Source organism: Pseudomonas izuensis (genome assembly GCF_009861505.1).
GTDB classification, from domain to species: domain Bacteria; phylum Pseudomonadota; class Gammaproteobacteria; order Pseudomonadales; family Pseudomonadaceae; genus Aquipseudomonas; species Aquipseudomonas izuensis.
In genome coordinates, this window is sequence record NZ_WTFT01000002.1 from 193,082 (window position 1) to 217,734 (window position 24,653).

Sequence of the window (24,653 nt, forward strand, 5' to 3'; positions counted from 1 at the left end):
TCCATCGCGAGCAGGCTCGCTCCTACAGAAGAGCAGGCCAAAGGACCGTATAAAAGTGGCGTCAGAGTGGCGCCGAGTGTGTTCCCGGTCAAGGAAAAACCACTGCCATGGCCGGTCGATAGATTGGATTTGGAGACTGTGCTAAAAAGGCTGCCATGTTGGGCTGGCCCTTGAACATCAAGGGTTTCGAGCCACCTGTTACCGCAAATGGACAATTTGATTCGCAAAGGCGACGGCAGAGCATTTATGGAACAGCATTCCAGCGCCTTGAAGGTGATGGTGATCGACGATTCGAAGACGATTCGCCGCACCGCCGAAACACTGCTCAAGAACGTGGGTTGTGAGGTCATCACGGCCATCGACGGTTTCGATGCCTTGGCCAAGATTGCCGACAATCACCCCGGCATCATCTTCGTCGACATCATGATGCCGCGTCTGGATGGCTATCAGACCTGCGCTTTAATCAAGAACAACAGTGCGTTCAAGTCCACGCCAGTGATTATGCTGTCGTCCAGGGACGGGTTGTTCGACAAGGCCAAGGGGCGCATCGTCGGCTCCGACCAGTTTTTGACCAAGCCTTTCAGCAAGGAAGAACTGCTGAACGCGATCCAGGCCCATGTTCCGGGCTTCGCCGCCGTTCTGCCGCAGTAAGACACCTGAAGTGACGCTCGGCCAGCGGGCCGTGTGCCGACAAGAATGGGGAAGACCATGGCACGTATTCTGATCGTCGATGATTCGCCGACTGAAATGTACAAACTGACCGGCATGCTGGAAAAGCACGGTCATGAAGTCTTGAAAGCCGAAAACGGCGCCGACGGCGTGGCCCTGGCCCGCCTGGAAAAACCCGATGCGGTGCTGATGGACATCGTCATGCCCGGCCTCAACGGGTTCCAGGCAACCCGTCAATTGACCAAAGACCCGGAAACCGGGCACATCCCGGTGATCATCATCACCACCAAGGATCAGGAGACCGATAAGGTCTGGGGCACGCGCCAGGGTGCCAAGGACTACCTGACGAAACCGGTCGACGAAGAAACGCTGCTCAAGACCCTGAACAACGTGCTCAACGGTTGAACGTGCGGCCATGACCGAGTCGCTGACGGCCTTTGAGCTGCTGCTGCAGATCGACCAGCGCTGTCGCCTGTTGGCCGCGGACCTGCCGTCCCAGCCGACCCGGCAGGACAGCTGGAGCGGCATCGGCTTTCGCCTGGGCGAGCATTGGTACGTCGCGCCCATGGGCGAGGTCAGTGAAGTGCTGCACGAGCCGCGCTTTACCCAGGTGCCGGGCGTCAAGTCCTGGGTCAAGGGCGTAGCCAACCTGCGCGGGCGCTTGCTGCCGATCATGGATTTGGGCGCTTTCTTTTCTGCTAAAGAGCCGGGTCATGAGCTGTCGACGCCGCGCAGGCAGCGCCGGGTGTTGGTGGTGGAACATCAAGAGGTGTTCGCCGGGCTGATGGTCGATGAGGTCTTCGGTCTCCAACACTTTGCCCGGGACAGCTTGAATCCTGTGTCGGCAGATGAAGTGCAGGGGGCGATGTCGCCGTTTGTAGAAGGCTGTTTTCACGGCGAGCAGAACTGGCGGGTATTCAGTCCGTTTGCGTTTGTGCGGTCGCAAGGATTCATGAACATCGCGGTGTAGCTCTGGCTCTTTGTGGGTTTTTCGGCAGGGTTTGAAAGGGTGTGGTTAACAGGCGAAGACCGATGATAAAAGCAAAAACAGGCAAGCCAATGGAAGGGTCGCGCAGTCGTTCGCAGATCATCGCGCTGTTCATTGCGCTGATCGTTTTCATCATGCTGTTGTTCGCCAACTTCGCGCACCTCAATACCCAGGCCACGTACGACAAACAGTACATCGGTCACGCTGGCGAGCTGCGCGTGCTGTCCCAGCGCATTGCCAAGAACGCCACCGAAGCCGCCGCCGGCAAGGCTGCGGCGTTCAAGTTGCTTAGCGATGCGCGCAATGATTTTGCCCAGCGCTGGAGTTATTTGAAGAAGGGCGACCCTTCCACCGGCCTGCCGCCGGCCCCGGCAGCCGTACGCCCGGAAATGCGCGCCGTGCAGGTGGACTGGGAACGCCTGCTGAAAAACACCGACGCCATCCTCTCCAGCGAGCAGACGGTGTTGTCACTGCATCAGGTCGCCGCGACACTGGCTGAAACCGTGCCGCAATTGCAGGTCGAGTACGAGAAAGTGGTGGAGATCCTCTTGCAGCGCGGTGCACCGGCCGCTCAGGTAGCCATGGCTCAGCGTCAATCGCTGCTGGCCGAGCGCATTCTGGGGGCGGTGAATACGGTGTTGTCCGGGGACGAAAACTCGCAACAGGCTGCCGACGCCTTCGGTCGTGACGCGGCACGTTTCGGCCAGGTGCTCAATGGCATGCTTCAGGGCAATGTGGCGCTGCGGGTCAGCCAGGTCGAAGATCGCGATGCGCGGGCGCGATTGATGGAGATTTCGGAGCTGTTCGAATTCGTTTCCGGTTCGGTGGATGAAATCCTCGAAACCTCACCCGAACTGTTCAAGGTGCGCGAATCGGCCACCAATATTTTCAGCCTTTCGCAAACCCTGCTCGACGAAGCCTCGCACCTGGCCAGCGGTTTCGAAAACCTTGCCGGCGGACGTGGCACCGATACCATCGGCGGCTACGTGTTGGGCCTGGCAGCGCTGATGTCGATCATTCTCATCGGTCTGGTGATGGTGCGCGAAACCAATCGCCAGTTGCGGGAAACCGCCGAGAAAAATGAGCGCAACCAGAATGCGATCATGCGTCTGCTGGACGAGATCGAGGACCTGGCCGATGGTGACCTGACCGTGACCGCTTCGGTGACCGAAGACTTCACCGGCACCATCGCCGACTCGATCAACTATTCCGTGGACCAACTGCGCGACCTCGTCGCAACCATCAACCTGACCGCCGGGCAGGTCGCCGCCGCCGTGCAGGAAACCCAGGCCACCGCCATGCACCTGGCGCAGGCTTCGGAGCATCAGGCGCAACAGATTTCCGAAGCCTCCACCGCGATCAATGACATGGCCGAGTCCATCGATCAGGTGTCGGCCAACGCCGCCGAGTCCTCGGCGGTGGCCGAGCGCTCGGTGGAAATCGCCAACAAGGGCAACGAGGTGGTGCACAACACCATCCATGGCATGGACAATATTCGCGAACAGATTCAGGACACCGCCAAGCGGATCAAGCGCCTGGGTGAGTCTTCCCAGGAAATCGGCGACATTGTCAGCCTGATCGATGACATTGCCGATCAGACCAACATCCTGGCGCTCAACGCGGCGATCCAGGCATCCATGGCCGGTGATGCCGGACGCGGTTTCGCGGTGGTCGCCGACGAAGTGCAACGGCTGGCGGAACGCTCTTCGGCTGCCACGCGGCAGATCGAGACCCTGGTGCGGGCGATCCAGACCGATACCAATGAAGCGGTAATTTCCATGGAGCAGACCACCACTGAAGTGGTGCGCGGCGCCCGCCTGGCGCAGGATGCAGGAGTGGCGCTGGAAGAAATCGAAGGGGTTTCAAAAACCCTCGCGGCACTGATCCAGAGCATTTCCAATGCCGCCCAACAACAGACGTCGTCCGCCGGTCAGATTTCCCTGACGATGAATGTGATCCAGCAGATCACCTCGCAGACCTCGTCCGGTTCCACCGCCACTGCCGAGAGCATCGGCAACCTGGCGAAAATGGCCAGCCAGCTGCGGCGGTCGGTATCCGGTTTCACCTTGCCGGCGACCAAGGCGCAGGTGACGGACAACGCTTGAATCGCCTGCGGGCGTTTGCAACTTGACTGAAGTGGGAAGTGGAGTGGTTATGGGTGATCGGCACGACTATGTGGCCCTCGAATGGGTCAAGGGCGAGATTGCCGAAACGCTGAAGCAGGCTCATCACGCGATCGAAACCCAGCTTGATGACCCGCAGGCGACGCATGCCCTGAGCGATTGCCTGGCGTGCATCCATCAGGTTCACGGCAGTTTGCAGATGGTCGAGTTCTACGGCGCGGCCCTGCTCGCCGAAGAGATGGAGCAACTGGTCGCCGCGTTGCAGCACAATCGCGTCAGCCATCGCGATGAAGCGCTGCATCTGATGCTGCAAGCCCTGGGACAACTGCCGATCTACCTCGACCGGGTGCAGGGCGCCCGTCGCGATTTGCCGCTGGTGGTACTGCCGTTGATCAACGACCTGCGCAGCGCCCGTGGTGAAAGCCTGTTGTCGGAAACCAGCCTGTTCAGTCCGCAATTGCCGGACCTGCCACCCCTGAACGCCGAGTCCCTGGCATTGCTGGAACCGGCAGATTTGCCGAATGTATTGCGCAAACTGCGGCAGATGCTGCAAATGGCCCTGGTTGGCCTGCTCCGTGAGCAGGATGACGACACAAACCTCGGCTACCTGGTCAAGGTGTTTTCCCGTCTCGAAAGCCTGTGCGGCAACGCCCCCCTGAGCCCGTTGTGGCAGGTTGCTTCGGCGCTGGTCGAAGGCATGCGCGGCGGCGCGATCGCTAACAGCCCGGCCTTGCGCAGCCTGTTCAAGGACGCCGACAAGGAACTCAAGCGCCTGCTCGAACAGGGCATGCGCGCCATTAATCAGCCGGCGCCGCCGGAGCTGCTCAAGAGTTTGTTGTTCTATATCGCCAAGGCCGAACACCCCACCGGGCAGATGCTGACCATGAAAGATCGCTACGGACTGGACGACGCGCTGCCGGACAGCGCGATGGTCGATGAAGAACGCGCACGGCTGGCCGGTCCCGACCGAGATGCCATGCGTTCGGTATTGGCGGCACTGTGTGAAGAACTGGTCCGGGTCAAGGAGCGCCTCGACCTGTTCGTGCGCAGCGACCGGCAACACGCCTCGGACCTGGACAGCCTGCTGGCGCCGCTGCGGCAAATCGCCGACACCCTGGCGGTGCTGGGATTCGGCCAGCCGCGCAAGGTCATCATCGATCAACTGGCGGTGGTATTGAGCCTCGCCCAGGGGCATCGCGCGCCCGATGACGCGATTCTCATGGACGTCGCCGGGGCCTTGCTCTACGTCGAAGCCACCCTGGCCGGCATGGTCGGCACCGTCGAGCCGGAGAGCCAGGAAGACAACTGTCTGCCGACCACCGACCTGACGCAGATCCATCAGATCGTGATCAAGGAAGCACGCATCTGCCTGCAACAGGCCAAGGACATGATCGTCGACTACATCGACGCCGACTGGGACCGTCAGCAATTGCAGGCGCTGCCGGCCTTGCTGACGCAGGTGCGTGGCGCGCTGGCGATGATTCCGTTGAGCCGTGCGGCGGTCCTGGTCGAAACCTGCAACCATTTCATCCGCGAACACTTGATGCTCGATCCTGGCCAGCCCGGTTGGCAGGAACTGGACAGTCTGGCCGACGTCATCGCCAGCCTCGAATATTACCTGGAACGCCTCAACGACGACCCCGAAGCCCCCGGTGAACAGTTGCTCGACATCGCGGAAAACAGCCTGGCAGCCCTCGGCTTCTTCCCTAACGAAAAGCCCAGCGAACAACATGTGCCGGTGCTTGAAGATGTGCTGAGCCCCAGCGAAGCGCAGGTCATGCAGCAACTGCAGGAACTGGACGCCCCGGCCATCGTCCAGACCCTGGCGGATGTGCTGGCCAATCCGCTATCGGCCATTAATCCGCCTGCGCTGTACACGCCGGGCAGCCTGTTGCCGCCGCCAGCCGGGGAAGAACCGGTGGACGACGAGTTGCGGGAAGTGTTCCTCGAAGAAACCGAAGAGGTGCTGGGCATCCTCCAGGAGTACTTACCACGCTGGTCGGCAAGCCCCGAAAACACATCGGCCCTGGGTGAGATACGCCGCGCTTTCCACACCCTCAAGGGCAGTGGCCGGATGGTCCGCGCGCTGGTGTTGGGTGAGTTGGCCTGGGCGGTGGAAAACCTGCTTAACCGCGTGCTGGAACACAGCATTGCGCCGGGCGCGGCAGTGCAACAGTTGCTGAGTGAGGTCCTGGCGCTGTTACCGGAACTGATCGCCGAATTTGCCGACAATACCCAGCGCCAGCGCAACGATGTCGATCAATTGGCCGCCCGCGCCCATGCACTGGCCAAGGGCGAAGAGCCGGCATCCGACGAGGACACGCAAGACGTCGCGGCACTCGATCCGCTATTGCTGGAGATCTTCGGCAAAGAAGCGCAAACCCATCTGGGCAGCCTCAACCGCTTCCTCGACCAGGCCGCCGAACACGTGCCGTTGCAGGCCAGCGATGAGTTGCTGCGTGCCTTGCACACCCTCAAGGGCAGTGCGTCGATGGCCGGGGTGCTGCCGATTGTCGAACTGGCGGCGCCGCTGGATCAATTGACCCGGGAATACAGGGCCCACCAGATTGCCCTGGACCTGGACGAAGTCGAGATGCTGCTGGAAGCCGAAGGCTTGTTCCGCCTTGGCTTGCGCCAGCTAAAGACCGACCCTCTGGCCGAGATACCCGGCGCCCAGGCCTTGATCGAGCGGGCCAAGGCGTTGCTGGCCGAGCGTCTGCAAGGCCTCTTGAATGCACCGAGCAGCGGCTTGCGGATCAAGCGAGATCCGCAATTGATCAACAACTTCCTGGCCCAGGGCATGGACATCCTGCTGGACGCCGAAAGCCTGTTGCAACGCTGGCAGCAACACCCCGGCGAACGCCAGGAACTCACTGCGCTGCTGGACGAATTGACCACCCTCGGCGAGGGCGCACACCTGGCCGACCTGGATCCGGTGGATGAACTCTGCGAAGCCTTGCTCGACCTTTACGGCGCCGTGGAAGAAAGCAGCCTGGCCGTCAGCGAGGCGTTTTTCCACGAGGCGCAAAGTGCCCACGACGCGCTGATCAACATGCTCGACGAACTGGCCGCCGGCCAGGAAGTCAGCCCCCGCCCGGAACGCATTCGTGCATTGCATGGTTTGCTTGATCAAAGCCTGGACCCATCGGCCATGGGCCTGATCCGCAGTGACGGCAGCCGCACGCTGAGCATTCGTGAACTGTCCGATGTCACCGCCGAATTAGCGAGTACGCCGCCCCCTGTAGGAGCGAGCCTGCTCGCGATGGACGTCAACGATGACGCGCTGTCTCTGGACGAACGCGGTGCCGGTGAGTCCATCGCGAGCAGGCTCGCTCCTACAGAAGAGCGGGACCGTGAGCTGGATGAAGAGATCGTCTCGATCTTCCTCGAAGAAGCGGTGGACATCCTCGACAGCGCCGACCAGGCCTTGCACCGTTGGTTGAACGAGCCGCAAAACGCTGCGCCCCTGTCGTCACTGCAACGGGACTTGCACACCCTCAAGGGCGGCGCGCGGATGGCCGAGGTCGAGCCGGTCGGTGATCTGGCCCATGAGCTGGAAGGTCTCTACGAGGGCCTGGTGGACCGCCGCTACAGCTATAGCGAAGGGCTGACGCAATTGCTGCAGCACAGCCATGACCACTTGGCGCAGCAGCTTGAGCAATTGCAGAACCACCAATCTCTAAGCGATCCCGCTGAACTGATCGAGGCCATTCACGCTTTCCGCCATGGTCATAGTGGCCCCGCCGAAGTGATCGAACCGGTGGCCGACGACGCGCCCCATCACGACAGCGATTTGCTGGAGATCTTCCTCGAGGAAGGTTTCGACATCATCGAAAGCTCCGGTGCGGCGCTGTTGCGCTGGCAGGCCGAACCTTCGAATCGCCAGGAAGTGGAAACCCTGCTGCGCGACCTGCACACCCTCAAGGGCGGTGCACGCATGGTGGAAATCACCCCCATCGGCGATCTGGCCCACGAACTGGAGTATCTCTACGAAGGTTTGTCCACCGGCCTGCTCAAACCCACCGGCGCGTTGTTTGAGCTGCTGCAACGCAGCCATGACCGACTGGCGCAAATGCTCGACGCCGCTCGCGCCGGGGAGCCCTTGCCACCGGTCGACCGATTGCTCGATGCGATCAGAAATTTCAGTCATCCAGCAATTCCTGACGCGCAGACCGCGGTTGTGCCGCCCGTCGTGGTCAAGGTCGAAACGCCGCTGCTGCCGGCAGATGTCGGCGCGGACATGGTCAAGGTCTCGGCGGAACTGCTCGACGACCTGGTCAACCTGGCGGGCGAAACGTCGATCTTCCGCGGCCGCATCGAACAGCAGGTCAGCGATGCTCAAGTGGCCTTGAACGAGATGGAAACCACCATCGAACGCATGCGTGATCAGTTGCGCCGCCTCGACACCGAAACCCAGGGACGGATCCTCAGTCGTCAGCAAGTCGACGCCGAACGCTTGGGCTACGAAGAGTTCGACCCGTTGGAGATGGACCGCCACTCACAGTTGCAGCAGCTGTCGCGGGCCTTGTTCGAGTCCGCCTCCGACCTGCTCGATCTCAAGGAAACCCTCGACCGGTGCAATCAGGATGCGGAAAACCTGTTGCAGCAGCAGGGGCGCATCAACACCGAATTGCAGGAAGGCCTGATGCGTACGCGCATGGTGCCGTTCGAACGAATGCTGCCGCGCTTGAAGCGCATCGTTCGCCAGGTGTCCGAAGAGCTGGGCAAAGACGTCGAGTTCATCGTCGGCAACGCCGAGGGCGAAATGGATCGCAACGTACTCGAGCGCATGGCGGCGCCACTGGAACACATGCTGCGCAATGCCGTGGACCATGGCCTTGAGTCCGCCCAGGCGCGTGTCGCGGCAGGCAAACCGGCGCAGGGGCGAATCACCCTCGACCTGCTGCGCGAAGGCGGCGACATCATTTTCGATATCCGCGACGACGGTGCCGGCGTGCCGCTGGATGCCGTGCGACGCAAGGCAATCAAACGTGGCCTGCTCGATTCAAGCAGCGATATCAGCGACCACGATGTATTGCAGTTCATCCTGCAACCGGGGTTTTCCACCGCTGAGAAAATCACCCAAATCTCCGGGCGTGGCGTCGGCATGGACGTGGTGCACGAAGAGGTGCGGCAATTGGGTGGCAGCATGAGCATCGACTCTGTACCTGGGCAGGGTGTGCATTTCCGCATCCGCCTGCCGTTCACCGTGTCGGTCAACCGTGCGCTGATGGTGCAATGCGGGGAGGACCAGTACGCGATCCCGCTGAACACCATTGACGGCATCGTCCGCGTGTTGCCCAACGAACTCGAAGGGCACTTCCGCCTCGATCCGCCGGCCTATGAATACGCCGGGCAACGCTATGAGCTGTGCTATCTGGGCGAATTGCTGAAAACCAGTCCCCGACCAAAACTCCTGGGCCAGAGCCTGCCGCTGCCGGTGCTGCTGGTGCAATGCAACGAGCGCCATATCGCGGTGCAGGTCGATGCCATGACCGGCACCCGCGAGATCGTGGTCAAGAGTCTCGGCCCACAGTTCGCGGCGGTGCAGGGCGTGTCCGGTGCCACCATTCTGGGGGATGGCCGGGTGGTGCTGATTCTGGATCTGCTGGCGCCGATCCGTGCCCTGCAAGCTCATGTGCCGCAGCGCCCGGCAAATCTCGAAGTCGAGGTCGAACCACAACGGCCGTTGCTGGTGATGGTGGTCGACGACTCGGTCACGGTGCGCAAGGTCACCAGCCGCTTGCTCGAACGTCATGGCATGAACGTGCTGACGGCCAAGGACGGTGTCGACGCCATGCTGCTGCTCGAAGAGCACATGCCGGACATCATGCTGCTGGACATCGAAATGCCGCGCATGGACGGCTTCGAAGTGGCGAAGCAAGTGCGTGGCGATGAGCGTTTGCAGCATTTGCCGATCATCATGATCACCTCCCGCACCGGCCAGAAACACCGCGATCGGGCCATGGCCATCGGCGTCAACGATTACCTCGGCAAGCCGTACCAGGAATCGGTACTGCTCGAAAGCATTGCCCAATGGAGCAAAACCCATGCTTGAGCCGCGCATCAACCCGCGCAGCATCAGCCTCACCGGCCTGCTGCTGCCCCTGGCCGACCGCAACCTGATCCTGCCCAACGTCGCTGTTGCCGAACTGATCGGCTACCAGCCTGCGGCTTTCGATCTCGATACACCGCCGTGGTACCTGGGGCGGGTCAGCTGGCGCAACCGGCAGATTCCCCTGCTCAGCTTCGAATCAGCCTGCGGCAACAAAATCGTCATCGGCGAACGCGCGCGGATCGTCATTCTCAATGCGTTGGGTGGTCGGCCTGAACTGAAATTCATCGCAATGCTGGTCCAGGGCATTCCGCGTTCATACAAGCTCGACAGCCAGTTGAGCTATGTGGATGTGCCGTTGTGTTCGCTGGAGAAAGCGGCGGTGCAGGTGGCGGATCAGGTGGCCAAAGTGCCGGATTTGTTGGCGCTGGAGGAGTTGCTAGTGGATTCAGGGCTAGTCTGACGGGCCCCATCGCGGGCAAGCCTTGCTCCCACAGGTTTTGCGTCATGCGCCTGTGGGAGCAAGGCTTGCCCGCGATGGCGATCTTCAATTCACCAAAGACCTGACGGCTAAACCCGCTCCACCAACAAATGCACCCCATCGGCCATTCTGCTGAGCGCCAAGGCTAAATGAGTTTTAGCAACTCCATTTTTTCCACAGTAACTACGTCGGTCACAAATTTTGTGTACGACACAAACCCTGTGGGAGCTGGCTTGCCAGCGATGGCGTCAGATCAGGCAACCATTAACCTGAGCGTAACAATCCACCGCTGCGCTTGATTGATGCCCCCACCCAACCCTCCTACTGTGACCCCCACGACAGCGAACCCCGTGGAGTGGTCATGACAACAACAATATCCCCCGACTCGCGATGGACGCGGCGGCGTAGCGAAAAGCAGCGGCGTCTGGCGTTGGTCAAGGGCCTTGCCGATGGTGTGGTGCTGCCCACCGAGAACATCGTGGCGGCGCTGGAGGCGTTGATCCTGCCCGGCGACCGTGTGGTGCTCGAAGGCAACAACCAGAAACAGGCGGACTTCCTGTCCCGCTCCCTGGTCAAGGCTGATCCGGCCAAGCTGCATGACCTGCACATGATCATGCCCAGCGTCGGTCGCGCCGAGCATCTGGATTTGTTCGAGCGCGGCATCGCCCGCAAGCTCGATTTCTCCTTCGCCGGCACCCAAAGCCTGCGCATCAGCCAGTTGCTCGAAGACGGCCTGCTGGAAATCGGCGCGATCCACACCTACATCGAGCTCTACGCACGGCTGGTGGTCGATCTGATCCCCAACGTCGTGCTCTCGGCCGGTTTCATGGCCGACCGCGCTGGCAACATCTACACCGGGCCCAGCACCGAAGATACCCCTGCACTCATTGAACCGGCGGCCTTCAGCGATGGCATCGTCATCGTCCAGGTCAACCAGTTGGTGGATGACGTCAGTGACTTGCCTCGGGTCGACATTCCCGCTTCATGGGTCGATTTCGTGGTGGTCGCCGACAAGCCGTTCTACATCGAACCGTTGTTCACCCGCGACCCCCGCCACATCAAGCCTGTGCACGTGCTGATGGCGATGATGGCGATTCGCGGGATCTACGAAAAACACAACGTCCAGTCCCTGAACCACGGCATCGGTTTCAACACTGCCGCCATCGAACTGATCCTGCCCACCTACGGCGAATCCCTGGGCCTGAAAGGCAAGATCTGCCGCAACTGGACGCTCAATCCCCATCCAACCCTGATCCCGGCCATCGAAAGCGGCTGGGTCGAAAGCGTGCACTGCTTCGGCACCGAACTGGGGATGGAAAACTACATCGCTGCCCGACCCGATGTGTTCTTCACCGGGCGCGACGGCTCACTGCGCTCCAACCGGATGTTCAGCCAGCTCGCCGGGCAATACGCGGTGGACCTGTTCATCGGTGCCACCCTGCAAGTCGATGGCGATGGTCATTCCTCCACCGTGACCCGCGGTCGCCTAGCCGGCTTCGGCGGGGCGCCGAACATGGGCCATGACCCACGCGGTCGCCGCCACGGCACGCCGGCCTGGCTCGACATGCGCCACACCGACGTCGCCGAACCGATGCTCGAACGCGGCAAAAAACTCGTGGTGCAGATGGTCGAGACCTTTCAGGAGGGTGGCAAACCGACCTTCGTCGAGACGCTGGATGCCATCGATGTGGCGAAGAAAAGCGGCATGCCGCTGGCGCCGATCATGGTCTATGGCGATGACGTCACCCACCTGCTGACCGAAGAAGGCATCGCCTACCTGTACAAGGCCCGTTCGCTGGAAGAACGCCAGGCGATGATCGCCGCCGTGGCCGGGGTGACCGCCATTGGCCTGCGACATAACCCGAAAGACACCGCGCGCATGCGCCGCGAAGGCCTGATCGCCTTGCCCGAAGACCTGGGCATCCGCCGCACCGACGCCACCCGCGAGCTGCTCGCCGCGAAAAGCGTGGCCGATTTGGTGGAGTGGTCCGGTGGCCTCTACAACCCGCCCGCCAAGTTCAGGAGCTGGTAATGCACGCATTCAACCTGCAACCGAAAACCCTGACCCTGGCCGAACGGCTGGCGGACTTGGCAGTGGACGCATTGATCGACGAAGCGGACCTGTCGCCGAAGCCGGCGCTGGTCGACCGTCGCGGTAGTGGCGCTCACACCGATTTGCACCTTGGACTGATGCACGCCTCTGCGCTGGCGCTGTGGCCGGCGTTCAAGGAAATGGCTGAGGCCGCTATCGAGATTGGCGAGATCGGCTTGCCGCTGCGTGAAGCCATTGGCCTTATCGGTCGTGAGGGCGAACAGGTAATGCTCGCTACCACCAACGGGGTGAATACCCACCGTGGCGCGATCTGGGCCTTGGGCTTGCTGGTCGCCGCCGTGGCCCTTGAGCCCAAATCCAGCGTCGCCGGCTCCATCGCATTGCGCGCCGCACGCCTGGCCTTGCTCGATGACCGCTACATGCCGCGTCCGCTCAGTCACGGCGCACAAGTCGCCCAACGGTATGGCGCGCGTGGTGCTCGTGAGGAGGCGCAACTCGGCTTCCCGGCCGTGATCCAGCGTGCGCTGCCGCAACTCAAACACAGCCGCGCTGCCGGTCACGGTGAGCAGAACGCCCGACTCGATGCGCTGCTGGCGGTCATGACCGAACTGGCCGACACCTGCGTGTTGTACCGCGCCGGGGAAGAGGGCCTGCACACCATGCAACTCGGTGCCCAAGCGGTACTCGACGCGGGTGGCAGTGCGAGCCTTTCGGGCCGCCGTCGTCTGCATGAGCTGGACCAACAATTAATCGCATTGAATGCCTCGCCCGGTGGCGCTGCCGACCTGCTCGCAGCCTGCCTGTTCATCGACCGTATTGAGTCGGGCGATTGCCTTATCCAGGGAGTGATCTGATGGAAACCCTATCCTTTGAATTCCCCGCCGGGCAGCCGCCACGCGGTCGTACGCTGGTGGGCTGTGTCGGCTCGGGCGATCTGGAAGTGCTGATCCAGCCGGGCCAGCCCGGCAAGTTGACGATCACCGTGCAGACTTCGGTCAACGGCAGCGAACAACGCTGGCAGCATCTGTTTGCGCGGATGTTTGACGGTCAGATGCCGTCGGCGATGGACATCGATATCCATGATTTCGGCGCCACTCCCGGCGTGGTGCGCCTGCGTCTGGAACAGGGCTTCGAGGAGATCGGCCATGACTGACAGCGCCGCGCTCCTTAACAAGCACAGCTTCATCGAACTCGGCGCCCGGCAACGAGCGAAAGCCTTGCTCGATGCTGGCACCTTTCGCGAATTGCTCGACCCGTTCCAGCGCATCATGTCGCCGTGGCTGGCCCGTCAGGGCGTGGTGCCGCAAGCTGATGACGGCGTAGTGATCGCCAAGGGCAGCCTCGACGGTTTGCCGGTGGTGATCGCCGCCATCGAAGGTGCGTTCCAGGGTGGCAGCCTCGGTGAAGTCGGCGGGGCGAAGATTGCCGGCGCCCTGGAACTGGCTGCCGAAGACAACCGCAACGGTATTGCGACCCGCGCCGTGCTGCTGCTGGAAACCGGAGGCGTGCGGTTGCAGGAGGCCAATCTTGGCCTGGCGGCGATTGCCGATATCCATGCGGCGATTGTCGATCTGCGCCAGTACCAGCCAGTGGTCGGTGTGATCGCGGGCAGTGTCGGTTGCTTCGGCGGCATGTCAATTGCCGCCGGGTTGTGCAGCTACTTGCTGGTGACCCAGGAAGCGCGCCTCGGCTTGAATGGTCCTCAGGTGATCGAGCAGGAAGCCGGGCTCGAAGAATACGACTCCCGCGACCGGCCCTTCATCTGGAGCCTGACCGGTGGCGAGCAGCGCTTTGCCACGGGACTGGTGGATCGTTACGCCGAAGATGACGTGGCGCAGATCCGCCAGCAGATCGGCGAGTTGCTCCAGCAAGGTCTGCCGGCGCAGCAGCGCAGCACTCAGGCCGATCTGTACCTGCAACGGCTGGCGCAACTGGACGCCGAACCGCAAATCGAGCCGGCGACGGTTCGCGACCTGTATCAAGGAGCGCGCTCATGAGTTCGTATTCCCTCCGGGGCTTGCACTGGTTTAACGCCTTGAGTGGCGATGCCAAACCGGTCGATGGCTTGCCTGCTTCATTGAAAGTGGCCGATGGTTTTTTGGGTGGGCAACCGGTGCGGTTTCTCGCCGTGGTCGCCGATCCCGACAACCGTTTCGTCCGTGCCCGCAATGGCGAGGTAGGTCTGCTCGAAGGGTGGGGCCTGGCCAAGGCGGTGGATGAAGTCATTACGGCTGACGAAGGCAAGCCGCTAAAACGCGCACTGATCGCCATCGTCGACGTACCGAGCCAGGCCTATGGTCGTCGCGAAGAAGCGCTCGGGATTCATCAGGCTTTGGCCGGCGCGGCGGACAGTTATGCCCGCGCTCGTCTGGCCGGGCATGCCGTGATCGGGTTGCTGGTGGGCAAGGCCATGTCCGGGGCGTTTCTGGCCCACGGCTATCAAGCCAACCGTTTGATTGCCCTGCGTGATCCGGGGGTTATGGTGCACGCCATGGGCAAGGCCTCGGCGGCGCGGGTGACACTGCGCAGCGTCGAAGAACTGGAAACCCTGGCCGCCAGCGTGCCGCCGATGGCCTATGACATCGACAGCTATGCCAGCCTGGGTTTGCTCTGGGAAACCTTGTCGGTGGACCGGATCGAGCAGCCAACCTCTAGCGATGTGAGCCGTGTGACTGAATGCCTGACCCAGGCCATTGGCGATGTCGCCGAAAAAGGCCGGGATCTGAGCAGTCGCCTGGGCGCGAGCAACCGTGCGGCATCGAGCCATGTTCGCCAACTGTTGAGAGAGCAGTGGTGAACGCGTTAATGGCCCACGACCTGCTCTGGGGCATGACCCCGGAGCAGTTGCCAGCGGATGCGCCGGCGTGGGCGGTCGAATCGATTCGCGTCGGGCAGCCTGTAGTGGTGCGTCGTGGGCTGTCGGCGGCGGGGCAGGTGGCGGTTGGCGTGCGTGGGCGCATGCGTGAGCAGCGTTACGCGGCGTCGATGGCGCTCGAATCGGTGTCGCGCCGCGTGCAGCCGGAACAGCTATGCCATGTCGACATCGACCGGGATTTGCCGGCCGTTCGGGCGCTCAAGCAACTACGCCCGATGCTCGACGATTGTGGCTGGACATGGGGTGTCAGTGGCAGTGCAGGATTTGAATTGGCCAGCGGTTTTCAAGCACTCCACGAAGGCAGCGATCTCGATTTGATCCTGCGTGCTCCACAGCCAATCACCCGTGTTCAGGCACAGGCGCTGGTGACACGGCTCGATACGGTGGTGTGTGCGGTAGACATGCAATTGCAAACTCCCTTCGGTGCCGTGGCCTTGCGTGAGTGGGCCGGTTCTTCGCATCGCGTTCTGCTGAAAAACGCCTGCGAAGCCTGCCTGGTACTCGATCCATGGAACCCGCAGGAGCAAGCAGCGTGAGCAGCTTGCTGGTGTTTCCGGGGCAGGGTGCGCAGCAGCCGGGCATGCTCCAGCGTGTACCTCGTGAAACCCTCGACGAAGCCAGCGATGTGCTGGGCGAGGATGTCTCGCGGCTGGATTCTGCCGAGGCGTTGCAATCGACGCGGGCGGTGCAACTTTGCCTGTTGATCGCGGGGGTGGCGGCTGCGGGGCAGCTGGCAATGCCGGCGGATTACGTCGCCGGATTATCCATCGGTGCTTATCCGGCGGCGGTGGTGGCCGGTGCCTTGAATTTCAGTGATGCGTTGCATCTGGTCAGCCTGCGTGGTGATTTGATGCAGCAGGCTTATCCACAGGGTTATGGCATGACCGCGATCACGGGACTCGAACTGGCAGCGGTGGAAGCGTTGCTGGCGCAGGTTCACAGCGAGGACTCACCGGTTTATCTGGCGAACATCAACGCCGATAACCAGGTGGTGATCGCCGGCAGCGAAGGCGCGATGAAAACGCTGGCCGATCTGGCGAGAAGCCAGGGTGCAGGTCTGGCCAAGCGTCTGGCAGTGAGTGTGCCGTCACATTGTCCGCTGCTGGAAACACCCGCCAAAACCCTGGCCGAAGCGTTCGCCAGCGTTAAGCTGCAAACCCCGAAAATCGGATACCTGAGCGGCAGTCGCGCACGGCCGATCATCAACACCGAAGCCTTGCGCGACGACCTGGCTTTCAACATGTGCCGCGTGGTGGATTGGCGCGGTACGGTACAAAGCGCCTATGAGCGCGGCGTACGTCTACAGATCGAACTGCCGCCCGGTGTGGTGCTGACCGGGCTGGCGCGCCGGGTGTTCGAGCAGGGCACCGTGATCGCTTTTGACGGTGCCCGGCTCGATACCCTGCAGGCGCTGTTGCGTGAGGAGGGAAGCCGCCAACCCTAGATCAGCGACTCGGGCCTTCGAACAACAAAAACAACATTCGACGATGCACTTTGAGGACGACAACAATGATTATTTACGGTGTGGCGCTGCTGGCGATCTGTACGCTGGCAGGGGTGATCATGGGTGACATGCTTGGTGTGTTGCTGGGCGTCAAATCCAACGTCGGCGGGGTCGGGATCGCGATGATCCTGCTGATCTGCGCGCGCTTGTGGATGCAAAAGCGCGGTGGCATGACCAAGGATTGCGAGATGGGCGTCGGCTTCTGGGGCGCCATGTACATTCCGGTAGTGGTGGCGATGGCGGCGCAGCAGAACGTGGTCACGGCCCTGCATGGTGGACCGGTGGCGGTGCTGGCAGCGATCGGTTCGGTGGTGGTGTGCGGCTGCACCATTGCCCTGATCAGCCGGACGCACAAGGGCGAACCCTTGCCAGATGAACCGGCGGAAATCTCTCCCGTCGGCACACCTGTAGGAGGCCGCTGATATGTGGGAGCTCATGGAAAAAGGCTTGGCCAATAACAGTCTGGTCACTGCATTCGCCTTCGTCGGCGTGATCATGTGGGTGTCGGTCATTCTGTCGAAACGCCTGACCTTCGGGCGGATCCACGGCTCGGCGATTGCCATCGTCATCGGCCTGGTCCTGGCTTGGGTCGGCGGCACCCTGACCGGTGGGCAAAAAGGCCTGGCGGACCTGACGCTATTTTCCGGTATCGGCCTGATGGGCGGCGCCATGCTGCGGGACTTCGCCATCGTCGCCACGGCATTTGAAGTGCAGGCCACCGAAGCGAAAAAAGCCGGGTTGATCGGTGTGATCGCGCTGCTGCTGGGCACGGTACTGCCGTTCATTGTCGGTGCGTGCATGGCCTGGGCGTTCGGTTATCGCGACGCGATCAGCATGACCACCATCGGCGCGGGTGCGGTGACTTACATCGTCGGCCCGGTGACCGGCGCGGCCATTGGCGCCAGTTCCGACGTCGTGGCGCTGTCGATTGCCACCGGCCTGATCAAGGCGATTCTGGTGATGGTCGGCACGCCCATGGCGGCGCGCTGGATGGGCCTGGACAATCCGCGTTCGGCGATGGTGTTCGGCGGACTGGCCGGCACGGTCAGCGGTGTGACGGCGGGGCTGGCGGCGACGGATCGGCGGTTGGTGCCTTATGGGGCGTTGACGGCGACTTTCCATACCGGGCTTGGGTGCTTGCTTGGGCCATCGCTGTTGTACTTCATCGTTCGCGGGATTGTTGGTTAAGGCGGGTAGTTTCAGCGTCTGAGATGGCCTCATCGCAGGCAAGCCTTGCTCCCACAGGTGATTGGCTCGAAACCTGTGGGAGCAAAGCCTGCTCGGGAAAGCCTTGCTCCTGTGGGAGCAAAGCTTGCTCGCGATTGCCGCGACTCGGCCTCAAGCCTGGCGATTGGCATACATCCGGCACTCTGCCAGCAACGCCAGCAGATTCGGGTCGCGCTCCTTGGCCTTGAGAAAAACCACGCCAATGTGCTGCTGCAACCGATACTTTTCCTGCAACGGAATCAGCTTCACCCGGTTCTCATACACCGCGGCAATCCGCCCCGGCAGCAACGCGTAACCCACCCCTGAACTGACCATGCTCAGCAGGGTGAAGATGTCGTTGACCTGCATCGCCACCTTCGGCTCGAACCCCGCCTGGCTGAACACCCGATTGCCATCCTGATGCGTGGCGAAGCCCTGGGTCAGGGTGATGAAGGTTTCGTCGCGGACTTCGGCCAGATCGACTTCACTTCTTTGAGCGAACTTGGAGTCGGCCGGTGTGGCCAGGAAGATGTCGTCGGAAAACAGCGGGATGTGTTCCAGGTCCGGGTCGATGATGCTCTCGTCCAGGGACACCAGAATCGCATCGACTTCCATGTTCTTGAGCTTGTACAGCAGATCGAAATTCGAGCCGAGGATCAGGTCGATGTTGAGTTCGCTGCGGCGAATTTTCAGGCCCATGATCAATTGCGGCACGGTCTTCACCGTCAACGAATACAGCGAACCCAGCTTGAAACGCTCGGCGGAGAACCCGGCCGCCTCGCGGGTCAGGCGCACGCTTTCCAACACGTCCTGAATCAGCTTCTGTGCCCGTTCTTCCAGTACATAGGCGCTCTCCAGCGGTGTCAGGTTGCGGCCTTCGTGCTTGAACAGCGGGCAGCGCAGGGCACTTTCCAAGGAGTGGATCGCCCGGTGCACGCTGACGTTGCTGGTCTGCAGCTCGGCGGCGGCCCTGGCCAGGTTGCCGGTTCGCATGAAGGCCAGGAACACCTCGAGTTTTTTCAGGGTCAACTCTTCATCGATCAGCATCGTGCGAACTCTTTTTGGAATGATCCGATTGTGCACGCATGCGAGCACTTGTAGGAGCTGGCTTGCCAGCGAAGGCGTCGTCAAATTCGAAAATGATGTTGACTGACTACCCGTTTTCGCCGGCAAGCCGGCTCCTACAGGGGGATTGTGTTCTGAAACATTGCGCTTTTAGGCTTGAGGCCTGAGCCTTGCGATTTCGACGGGGAGGCAACCGATGTATCACGGGGAAAGATTGAACGCTTGGACGCATTTGGTCGGAGCTGTGGCGGCCTTTGTCGGCGGTATATGGCTGATCGTTGTCGCCAGCCTCGACGGCAGTCCGTGGAAGATTGTCAGCATGGCGATCTACGCCTTTACCTTGCTGGTGCTGTACAGCGCATCGACCGTGTACCACAGCGTGCGCGGGCGCAAGAAAGCGATCATGCAGAAGGTCGATCATTTCTCGATCTACCTGTTGATCGCCGGCAGCTACACGCCGTTCTGCCTGGTGACCCTGCGTGGGCCGTGGGGCTGGACGCTGTTCGGGATTGTCTGGGGGCTGGCGCTGATCGGGATCCTGCAAGAGATCAAGCCGCGTTCGGAAGCGCGGATTCTGTCGATTGTGATTTACGCAGTAATGGGCTGGATCGTGCTGGTGGCGGTCAAGCCGCTGCTGGCGGCACTGGGTGGCGCCGGGTTTGCGTGGCTGGCATCGGGCGGGGTGCTGTACACCGTGGGTATTATCTTTTTTGCTCTGGACCATCGGCTGCGGCATGCCCACGGGATCTGGCATTTGTTCGTGATCGCCGGGAGTTTGCTGCACTTTGTGGCGATTTGGTTTTATGTCCTGTAGATCGCATTTCAATTGACCCTGTGGGAGCGGGCTCGCCCGCGATGGCGTCAGGTCAGCCAACATCTACGTTGACTGATCCACCGCTATCGCGGGCAAGCCCGCTCCCACAGGGGTTTTCGGCGTTCAGGATTTTGTCGGGATCAGACGATCAAGTTGTTCCTGGGCCCGGCGGCTGAAGATCTGCAACAGATCGTTCAAGGTGTGGGGCGGTGGTTCGTCGGCGCGGGTCACTGCGTACAGAGTGATGGGCAGTGGCGGTGCCAGGGGGCGAATCGTTGTCGTCGCGGGAGAGGCGCCGAGTGCCGTGAAGGGGTCGATCACCGCCAGCCCGGCGCCTGACTCCACCATCGCCCTGGCCAGTGAATAGGTCTGCACGGCGATCCGCACCCGGGGTGGCGGTTCGACGGCTTCCAGGTAACTGTCTAGTCGCGCGGCCAGTGGGTCCGCGCTGGATAGACCGATCAACGGCGCATCCGCCAGGGCCCCCAGCGGCAGCGGCGTACCTGCCGCCGAAGGCGGCCAATAACCCTTGGGCGCCAACGCCACCAGCACGCCTGAAGCCAAAGCCTGCGCCTTCAATCCCGGATGATCCGGTCGCTGCAAAGTCAAGGCGACATCCACTTCGCGCATCAACAGGTTCTGCACCAGTTCACGGCTATGGGCGCTGGACAGTTCGCAGGCGATATCCGGGTAACGCGCGGTCCACTCGTGAATGGCCGGCGGCAACAATGACAGGGCCAGCGCCGGGGTGGCGCCGATGCGCAGGCTGTGGCCCGGTTCACGGCGCAGGCTCTGGGCCAGGCGTCGCACGCCTTGCAGGCTCTCGCTGACCTTATCCACTTCACGCTCCAGCTCCAGGGCTTCGGGGGTCGCCTGCAACTTGCCGCGAACCCGCAGGAACAACGGGAACCCCAACTGCTGCTCGGCATGCTGCAGCACCTTGGTTACCGCGGGTTGCGAGACGTGCAGCAATTGCGCGGCCGCGCTGATTGACCCGGTCTGGCGGATAGCCTGGAAAATCTCGATGTGACGAAGACGCATGGCAAGTCCATAACCTTAGCTTATGGGTTTGGCATCTTTATTCATTGTTCGCCGCCTGTCACCTGGCTCTAACCTCGACCTCGTCTTCACAACGGTTTTAAGGGCGGACATGGCTCAGCGTGTATGCATCATCGGCGGCGGCGTGATTGGCCTGGCTACGGCCTATGCGCTGGTGCGCGACGGCTTCGAGGTGACGGTGGTCGAAGCTCGGGATTCCCTGGGCAGCGAAACCAGCTTCGCCAACGGCGGCCAGTTGTCCTATCGCTACGTCGCACCGCTGGCTGACGCCGGTGTTCCCCTGCAAGCCATCGGCTGGATGCTGCGCGGCGATTCGCCCTTGAAGCTGCGCCCGCGCCTGGACCCGGTGCAATGGCGCTGGATGGCTTCCTTCCTGGCCGCGTGTCGAAGTTCGGTCAACCGTGAAAACGCGGCGCATCTGTTGCGTCTTGCGCTGTTCAGCCAAAGCACGCTGAAGGGCTGGCGCGAGGACGACGGACTGACCGGATTCCATTGGCGACGCAACGGCAAACTGGTGACGTTTCGCAACGCTGCAAGCTTCGGGCATGCGCGTAAAAAACTGGCCGATCCGCAACAGCAGCAAGTGTTGTCGGCCGTCGAGTGTGCAGATCTGGAGCCGGCGCTGGCCGATGCACCCTTTGTCGGCGCGATCTATACCCCGGACGAGGAAGTGGGCGACTGCCACGCTTTCTGCCAGCGATTGGCCGAGCGGTTGAGGGCGTCTGGCCGTTGCGAGTTTCGCTTCGGTAGGGCGGTGACCGGAATCCGCCACGGCAACGGTGCTGTCAGTGCCATTGAGCTGGGGGATGAAGTGCTGGCCGTCGATCAATTGGTCATCGCCGCCGGCCACCGCAGCCCGCTGCTGGCATTGCCTGGCCTGCATCTGCCGTTGTATCCGCTGAAGGGCTACAGCCTGACCGTGCCCATTGGCACCGGACACCGGGCGCCAGACGTGAGCATCACCGATTACGACCGCAAGATTGTTTATGCCCGTATCGGCGAACAGTTGCGGGTGGCCGCGATGGTCGACATCGTTGGTTTCGACCCGGCGATCGATCCAGAGCGTCTGGCCCTGATCAAGCGCCAGGCCCGCGACACTTTCCCCCAAGCCGGCGATTACGAGGCTGCGGTGGAGTGGGCCGGTATGCGTCCGGCGACACCGAGCGGCGTGCCGCTATTGGGTGCCACGGCCTATCGCAATCTGTGGCTCAACCTCGGACATGGTGCGTTGGGTTTCACCCTGGCGTGCGGCAGCGGTCGGTTGCTCAGCGAATTGATCGGCCAGCACCAACCTTCCATCGACTTGCATGGCTTCAATCACTGAACCGTGTCGCGGCCATTCGCGAGCAGGCTCGCTCCCACATTTGAAATGCGTTCCACTGTGGGAGCGAGCCTGCTCGCGAAGAGGCCCTAGAAATCACCCCAAAGCTGCTGGGCCACCGCAAGCGCCACAACCGGCGCGGTCTCGGTGCGCAACACCCGCGGCCCAAGGCGTGCCGCATGAAAACCAGCCCCCTTGGCCTGATCCACTTCCGCATCCGACAGCCCACCCTCCGGCCCAATCAGGAACGCCAGTGTCGAAGGCTTCGCATGGCTGACCAACGGCTCGGCCACCGGATGCAGCACCAGTTTCAATTCGGCCTGGGTGTGTTTCAACCAATCGGCCAACAACACCGGCGGATGAATCACCGGCACCCGTGAACGCCCGCATTGTTCGCAGGCGCTGATCGCCACCTGGCGCCAGTGCAGCAGGCGTTTGTCGGCGCGTTCGTCCTTGAGACGGACTTCACAGCGCTCGCTGAAAATCGGCGTGATTTCGCTGACACCCAATTCGGTGGCTTTCTGAATTGCCCAGTCCATGCGCTCGCCACGGGACAGGCCCTGGCCGAGGTGGATCTGCAACGGCGACTCGACCTGGCCGGCGAAGCTTTCATCGATTTGCACCACGACGCGTTTCTTGCCGACTTCGACCAGCGTGGCCCGAAACTCGTGACCTGAGCCGTCGAACAGCTGCAACGCATCGCCCTCGGCCATACGCAGCACCCGGCCGATGTAATGGGCCTGGGCCTCGGGCAGTTCGTGCTCGCCGGTGCTCAGGGGGGCGTCGATAAAGAAGCGGGACAGTCTCATACGGGGTCTCTGAAAAAGGTGCAAATCATCTGAAGGTCGTGCCGACCTTATCGCTGGCAAGCCAGCTCCTACAACGACCGTGATCCCCTGTGGGAGCTGGCTTGCCAGCGATGGCAGCAGTCCAGACACCACAGGATCTCAGGTGAAATCAATCAGCCCGGATCACGGAAACCCGGGTGAAAGTCCTTCGGCACCGCCACGCTCACGCTGTCGCGAGTAGCAATGTCGATGCCTTCGCTGGCCACTTCGGCCAGAAAATCGATCTGCTCCGGGGTGATCACATAGGGCGGCAGGAAATACACCACGCTGCCCAGTGGCCTGAGCAAGGCGCCGCGCTCCAGCGCATGCTGGAACACTTTCAAACCACGGCGCTCCTGCCATGGGTATGCCTCCTTGGTGGCCTTGTCCTTGACCATCTCGATCGCCAGCACCATGCCGGTCTGACGAATCTCGGAAACGTTTGCATGGTCGGCCAGATGCGCGGTGGAGGAGGCCATGCGCGCGGCGAGGGCCTTGTTGTTCTCGATGACGTTGTCTTCTTCGAAGATATCCAGCGTCGCCAGTGCCGCCGCGCACGCCAGCGGATTGCCGGTGTAGCTGTGGGAATGCAGGAAGGCGCGTAGGGTCGGGTAATCGTCGTAGAAGGCGCTATAGACTTCGTCTGTGGTCATGCACGCGGCCAGTGGCAGGTAGCCGCCGGTCAAGGCCTTGGACAGGCAGAGGAAATCCGGGCGGATGCCGGCCTGTTCGCAGGCGAACATCGTCCCGGTACGGCCGAAGCCCACGGCGATTTCGTCGTGGATCAGGTGCACGCCGTAGCGGTCGCAGGCATCGCGCAGCAGCTTGAGGTACATCGGGTGGTACATGCGCATGCCGCCGGCGCCCTGGATCAGCGGCTCGACGATCACCGCCGCCACCGTGTCGTGGTTCTCGGCCAGGGTCTGTTCCATGGCGGCGAACATATTGCGCGAATGCTCTTCCCAGCTCATGCCCTCGGGACGCAGGTAGCAGTCCGGGCTTGGCACCTTGATGGTGTCCATCAGCAAGGCTTTGTAGGTTTCAGTGAACAGCGGCACGTCACCCACCGACATCGCCGCCATGGTTTCGCCGTGGTAGCTGTTGGTCAGGGTGACGAAGCGTTTCTTGTTCGGCTGGCCGCGGTTGAGCCAGTAGTGAAAGCTCATTTTCAGCGCGACTTCGATGCAGGACGAGCCGTTATCGGCGTAGAAACACCGGGTCAGGCCTTCCGGCGTCATCTTCACCAGGCGCTCGGACAGCTCGATCACCGGTTGATGGCTGAAACCGGCCAGGATCACGTGCTCCAGCTGATCGACCTGGTCCTTGATGCGCTGGTTGATCCGCGGGTTGGCGTGGCCGAAGACGTTGACCCACCAGGAACTGACGGCGTCGAGGTAGCGCTTGCCTTCGAAATCTTCCAGCCAGACGCCTTCACCGCGCTTGATCGGGATCAGCGGCAGTTGTTCGTGGTCCTTCATCTGGGTGCAGGGATGCCACAACACCGCGAGATCGCGTTCCATCCACTGTTTATTCAGGCCCATTCTCACTCTCCTCGAGGCGGTCCGTGTCAGGCGCGGACATACAATCGCGCAAGCCTATGCAATGCATCGCAC

The 24,653-nt window shown here is 61.9% G+C and carries 21 protein-coding genes; 17 read left to right on the forward strand and 4 right to left on the reverse strand.

Annotation, left to right across the window (positions count from 1 at the left end; genetic code table 11):
- Positions 1–246: 246 nt before the first annotated feature.
- The 15 genes from pilG to madM all read left to right on the forward strand — a co-directional run bounded on the left by pilG (position 247) and on the right by madM (position 17,936).
- A complete protein-coding gene (gene pilG / locus GPL81_RS01110) occupies positions 247–651 on the forward strand; it encodes a twitching motility response regulator PilG (RefSeq protein WP_096515628.1) in 405 nt (134 codons plus the stop codon).
- A gap of 57 nt (positions 652–708) precedes the next feature.
- A complete protein-coding gene (gene pilH / locus GPL81_RS01115) occupies positions 709–1,074 on the forward strand; it encodes a twitching motility response regulator PilH (RefSeq protein ID WP_096514418.1) in 366 nt (121 codons plus the stop codon).
- Positions 1,075–1,084: 10 nt separating this feature from the next.
- Positions 1,085–1,639, forward strand: coding sequence for a chemotaxis protein CheW (locus GPL81_RS01120; RefSeq protein ID WP_160104865.1), 555 nt, complete (start codon positions 1,085–1,087; stop codon positions 1,637–1,639).
- Between the two features lie 62 nt (positions 1,640–1,701).
- Positions 1,702–3,762 carry a methyl-accepting chemotaxis protein gene (locus tag GPL81_RS01125; RefSeq protein WP_160104866.1) on the forward strand — a complete coding sequence of 687 codons (2,061 nt, stop codon included), beginning with the start codon at positions 1,702–1,704 and terminating at the stop codon, positions 3,760–3,762.
- A 49-nt stretch (positions 3,763–3,811) separates the two neighbouring features.
- Positions 3,812–9,838, forward strand: a complete 6,027-nt coding sequence (locus GPL81_RS01130; protein ID WP_160104867.1) for a hybrid sensor histidine kinase/response regulator — start codon at positions 3,812–3,814, stop codon at positions 9,836–9,838.
- On the forward strand, positions 9,831–10,298 hold the full coding sequence (locus GPL81_RS01135; protein WP_160104868.1) for a chemotaxis protein CheW: 468 nt from the start codon (positions 9,831–9,833) through the stop codon (positions 10,296–10,298). Before GPL81_RS01130 ends, GPL81_RS01135 begins: the two co-directional genes overlap by 8 nt.
- Positions 10,299–10,677: 379 nt before the next feature.
- Positions 10,678–12,348, forward strand: a complete 1,671-nt coding sequence (mdcA, locus tag GPL81_RS01140; RefSeq protein WP_160104869.1) for a malonate decarboxylase subunit alpha — start codon at positions 10,678–10,680, stop codon at positions 12,346–12,348.
- Entirely contained in the window at positions 12,348–13,223 is an 876-nt protein-coding gene (locus GPL81_RS01145) for a triphosphoribosyl-dephospho-CoA synthase (RefSeq protein ID WP_160104870.1), read from the forward strand. Before mdcA ends, GPL81_RS01145 begins: the two co-directional genes overlap by 1 nt.
- Entirely contained in the window at positions 13,223–13,522 is a 300-nt protein-coding gene (locus GPL81_RS01150) for a malonate decarboxylase subunit delta (RefSeq protein WP_096514425.1), read from the forward strand. The genes GPL81_RS01145 and GPL81_RS01150 overlap by 1 nt, the downstream gene beginning before the upstream one ends.
- A complete protein-coding gene (locus tag GPL81_RS01155) occupies positions 13,515–14,366 on the forward strand; it encodes a biotin-independent malonate decarboxylase subunit beta (RefSeq protein ID WP_160104871.1) in 852 nt (283 codons plus the stop codon). The genes GPL81_RS01150 and GPL81_RS01155 overlap by 8 nt, the downstream gene beginning before the upstream one ends.
- Positions 14,363–15,166, forward strand: a complete 804-nt coding sequence (gene mdcE / locus GPL81_RS01160; protein WP_160104872.1) for a biotin-independent malonate decarboxylase subunit gamma — start codon at positions 14,363–14,365, stop codon at positions 15,164–15,166. Before GPL81_RS01155 ends, mdcE begins: the two co-directional genes overlap by 4 nt.
- A complete protein-coding gene (locus GPL81_RS01165; protein ID WP_160104873.1) occupies positions 15,160–15,780 on the forward strand; it encodes a malonate decarboxylase holo-ACP synthase in 621 nt (206 codons plus the stop codon). The genes mdcE and GPL81_RS01165 overlap by 7 nt, the downstream gene beginning before the upstream one ends.
- Positions 15,777–16,688, forward strand: coding sequence for a malonate decarboxylase subunit epsilon (gene mdcH, locus GPL81_RS01170; RefSeq protein ID WP_160104874.1), 912 nt, complete (start codon positions 15,777–15,779; stop codon positions 16,686–16,688). Before GPL81_RS01165 ends, mdcH begins: the two co-directional genes overlap by 4 nt.
- Before the next feature lie 65 nt (positions 16,689–16,753).
- Positions 16,754–17,170 (forward strand): malonate transporter subunit MadL, encoded by a 417-nt coding sequence (gene madL / locus GPL81_RS01175; RefSeq protein WP_008063455.1) that lies wholly within the window; start codon positions 16,754–16,756, stop codon positions 17,168–17,170.
- Between the two features lies 1 nt (position 17,171).
- Entirely contained in the window at positions 17,172–17,936 is a 765-nt protein-coding gene (gene madM / locus GPL81_RS01180) for a malonate transporter subunit MadM (protein ID WP_160104875.1), read from the forward strand.
- Between the two features lie 150 nt (positions 17,937–18,086).
- On the opposite strand, the gene GPL81_RS01185 is transcribed toward madM, so the two are convergent.
- Positions 18,087–19,001: a LysR family transcriptional regulator gene (locus GPL81_RS01185; protein ID WP_096514432.1), complete on the reverse strand. Its 915-nt coding sequence runs from the start codon at positions 18,999–19,001 to the stop codon at positions 18,087–18,089.
- Between the two features lie 214 nt (positions 19,002–19,215).
- Between GPL81_RS01185 and trhA the strand changes: the two genes are divergently transcribed.
- Positions 19,216–19,833, forward strand: a complete 618-nt coding sequence (gene trhA / locus GPL81_RS01190) for a PAQR family membrane homeostasis protein TrhA (protein WP_160104876.1) — start codon at positions 19,216–19,218, stop codon at positions 19,831–19,833.
- 123 nt (positions 19,834–19,956) lie between these two features.
- Here the strand turns inward: trhA and GPL81_RS01195 are convergent, their stop codons facing one another.
- Positions 19,957–20,874 (reverse strand): LysR family transcriptional regulator, encoded by a 918-nt coding sequence (locus GPL81_RS01195; protein WP_160104877.1) that lies wholly within the window; start codon positions 20,872–20,874, stop codon positions 19,957–19,959.
- A gap of 109 nt (positions 20,875–20,983) precedes the next feature.
- On the opposite strand from GPL81_RS01195, the gene GPL81_RS01200 reads away from it, so the two are divergent.
- Positions 20,984–22,216: a D-amino acid dehydrogenase gene (locus tag GPL81_RS01200; protein WP_160104878.1), complete on the forward strand. Its 1,233-nt coding sequence runs from the start codon at positions 20,984–20,986 to the stop codon at positions 22,214–22,216.
- Between the two features lie 86 nt (positions 22,217–22,302).
- Here GPL81_RS01200 and GPL81_RS01205 read toward each other — a convergent pair whose 3' ends face one another.
- Both GPL81_RS01205 and GPL81_RS01210 read right to left on the reverse strand, forming a co-directional pair.
- A complete protein-coding gene (locus GPL81_RS01205) occupies positions 22,303–23,022 on the reverse strand; it encodes a 16S rRNA (uracil(1498)-N(3))-methyltransferase (protein WP_160104879.1) in 720 nt (239 codons plus the stop codon).
- A 152-nt stretch (positions 23,023–23,174) separates the two neighbouring features.
- Positions 23,175–24,581: an adenosylmethionine--8-amino-7-oxononanoate transaminase gene (locus tag GPL81_RS01210; protein WP_160104880.1), complete on the reverse strand. Its 1,407-nt coding sequence runs from the start codon at positions 24,579–24,581 to the stop codon at positions 23,175–23,177.
- Positions 24,582–24,653: the final 72 nt, after the last annotated feature.

Coding starts and splice junctions, on each gene's coding strand:
- pilG (WP_096515628.1), top strand. CDS start 247: ATGGAACAGCATTCCAGCGCCTTGAAGGTGATGGTGATCGACGATTCG.
- pilH (WP_096514418.1), top strand. CDS start 709: ATGGCACGTATTCTGATCGTCGATGATTCGCCGACTGAAATGTACAAA.
- GPL81_RS01120 (WP_160104865.1), top strand. CDS start 1,085: ATGACCGAGTCGCTGACGGCCTTTGAGCTGCTGCTGCAGATCGACCAG.
- GPL81_RS01125 (WP_160104866.1), top strand. CDS start 1,702: ATGATAAAAGCAAAAACAGGCAAGCCAATGGAAGGGTCGCGCAGTCGT.
- GPL81_RS01130 (WP_160104867.1), top strand. CDS start 3,812: ATGGGTGATCGGCACGACTATGTGGCCCTCGAATGGGTCAAGGGCGAG.
- GPL81_RS01135 (WP_160104868.1), top strand. CDS start 9,831: ATGCTTGAGCCGCGCATCAACCCGCGCAGCATCAGCCTCACCGGCCTG.
- mdcA (WP_160104869.1), top strand. CDS start 10,678: ATGACAACAACAATATCCCCCGACTCGCGATGGACGCGGCGGCGTAGC.
- GPL81_RS01145 (WP_160104870.1), top strand. CDS start 12,348: ATGCACGCATTCAACCTGCAACCGAAAACCCTGACCCTGGCCGAACGG.
- GPL81_RS01150 (WP_096514425.1), top strand. CDS start 13,223: ATGGAAACCCTATCCTTTGAATTCCCCGCCGGGCAGCCGCCACGCGGT.
- GPL81_RS01155 (WP_160104871.1), top strand. CDS start 13,515: ATGACTGACAGCGCCGCGCTCCTTAACAAGCACAGCTTCATCGAACTC.
- mdcE (WP_160104872.1), top strand. CDS start 14,363: ATGAGTTCGTATTCCCTCCGGGGCTTGCACTGGTTTAACGCCTTGAGT.
- madL (WP_008063455.1), top strand. CDS start 16,754: ATGATTATTTACGGTGTGGCGCTGCTGGCGATCTGTACGCTGGCAGGG.
- madM (WP_160104875.1), top strand. CDS start 17,172: ATGTGGGAGCTCATGGAAAAAGGCTTGGCCAATAACAGTCTGGTCACT.
- GPL81_RS01185 (WP_096514432.1), bottom strand. CDS start 19,001: ATGCTGATCGATGAAGAGTTGACCCTGAAAAAACTCGAGGTGTTCCTG.
- trhA (WP_160104876.1), top strand. CDS start 19,216: ATGTATCACGGGGAAAGATTGAACGCTTGGACGCATTTGGTCGGAGCT.
- GPL81_RS01195 (WP_160104877.1), bottom strand. CDS start 20,874: ATGCGTCTTCGTCACATCGAGATTTTCCAGGCTATCCGCCAGACCGGG.
- GPL81_RS01200 (WP_160104878.1), top strand. CDS start 20,984: ATGGCTCAGCGTGTATGCATCATCGGCGGCGGCGTGATTGGCCTGGCT.
- GPL81_RS01205 (WP_160104879.1), bottom strand. CDS start 23,022: ATGAGACTGTCCCGCTTCTTTATCGACGCCCCCCTGAGCACCGGCGAG.
- GPL81_RS01210 (WP_160104880.1), bottom strand. CDS start 24,581: ATGGGCCTGAATAAACAGTGGATGGAACGCGATCTCGCGGTGTTGTGG.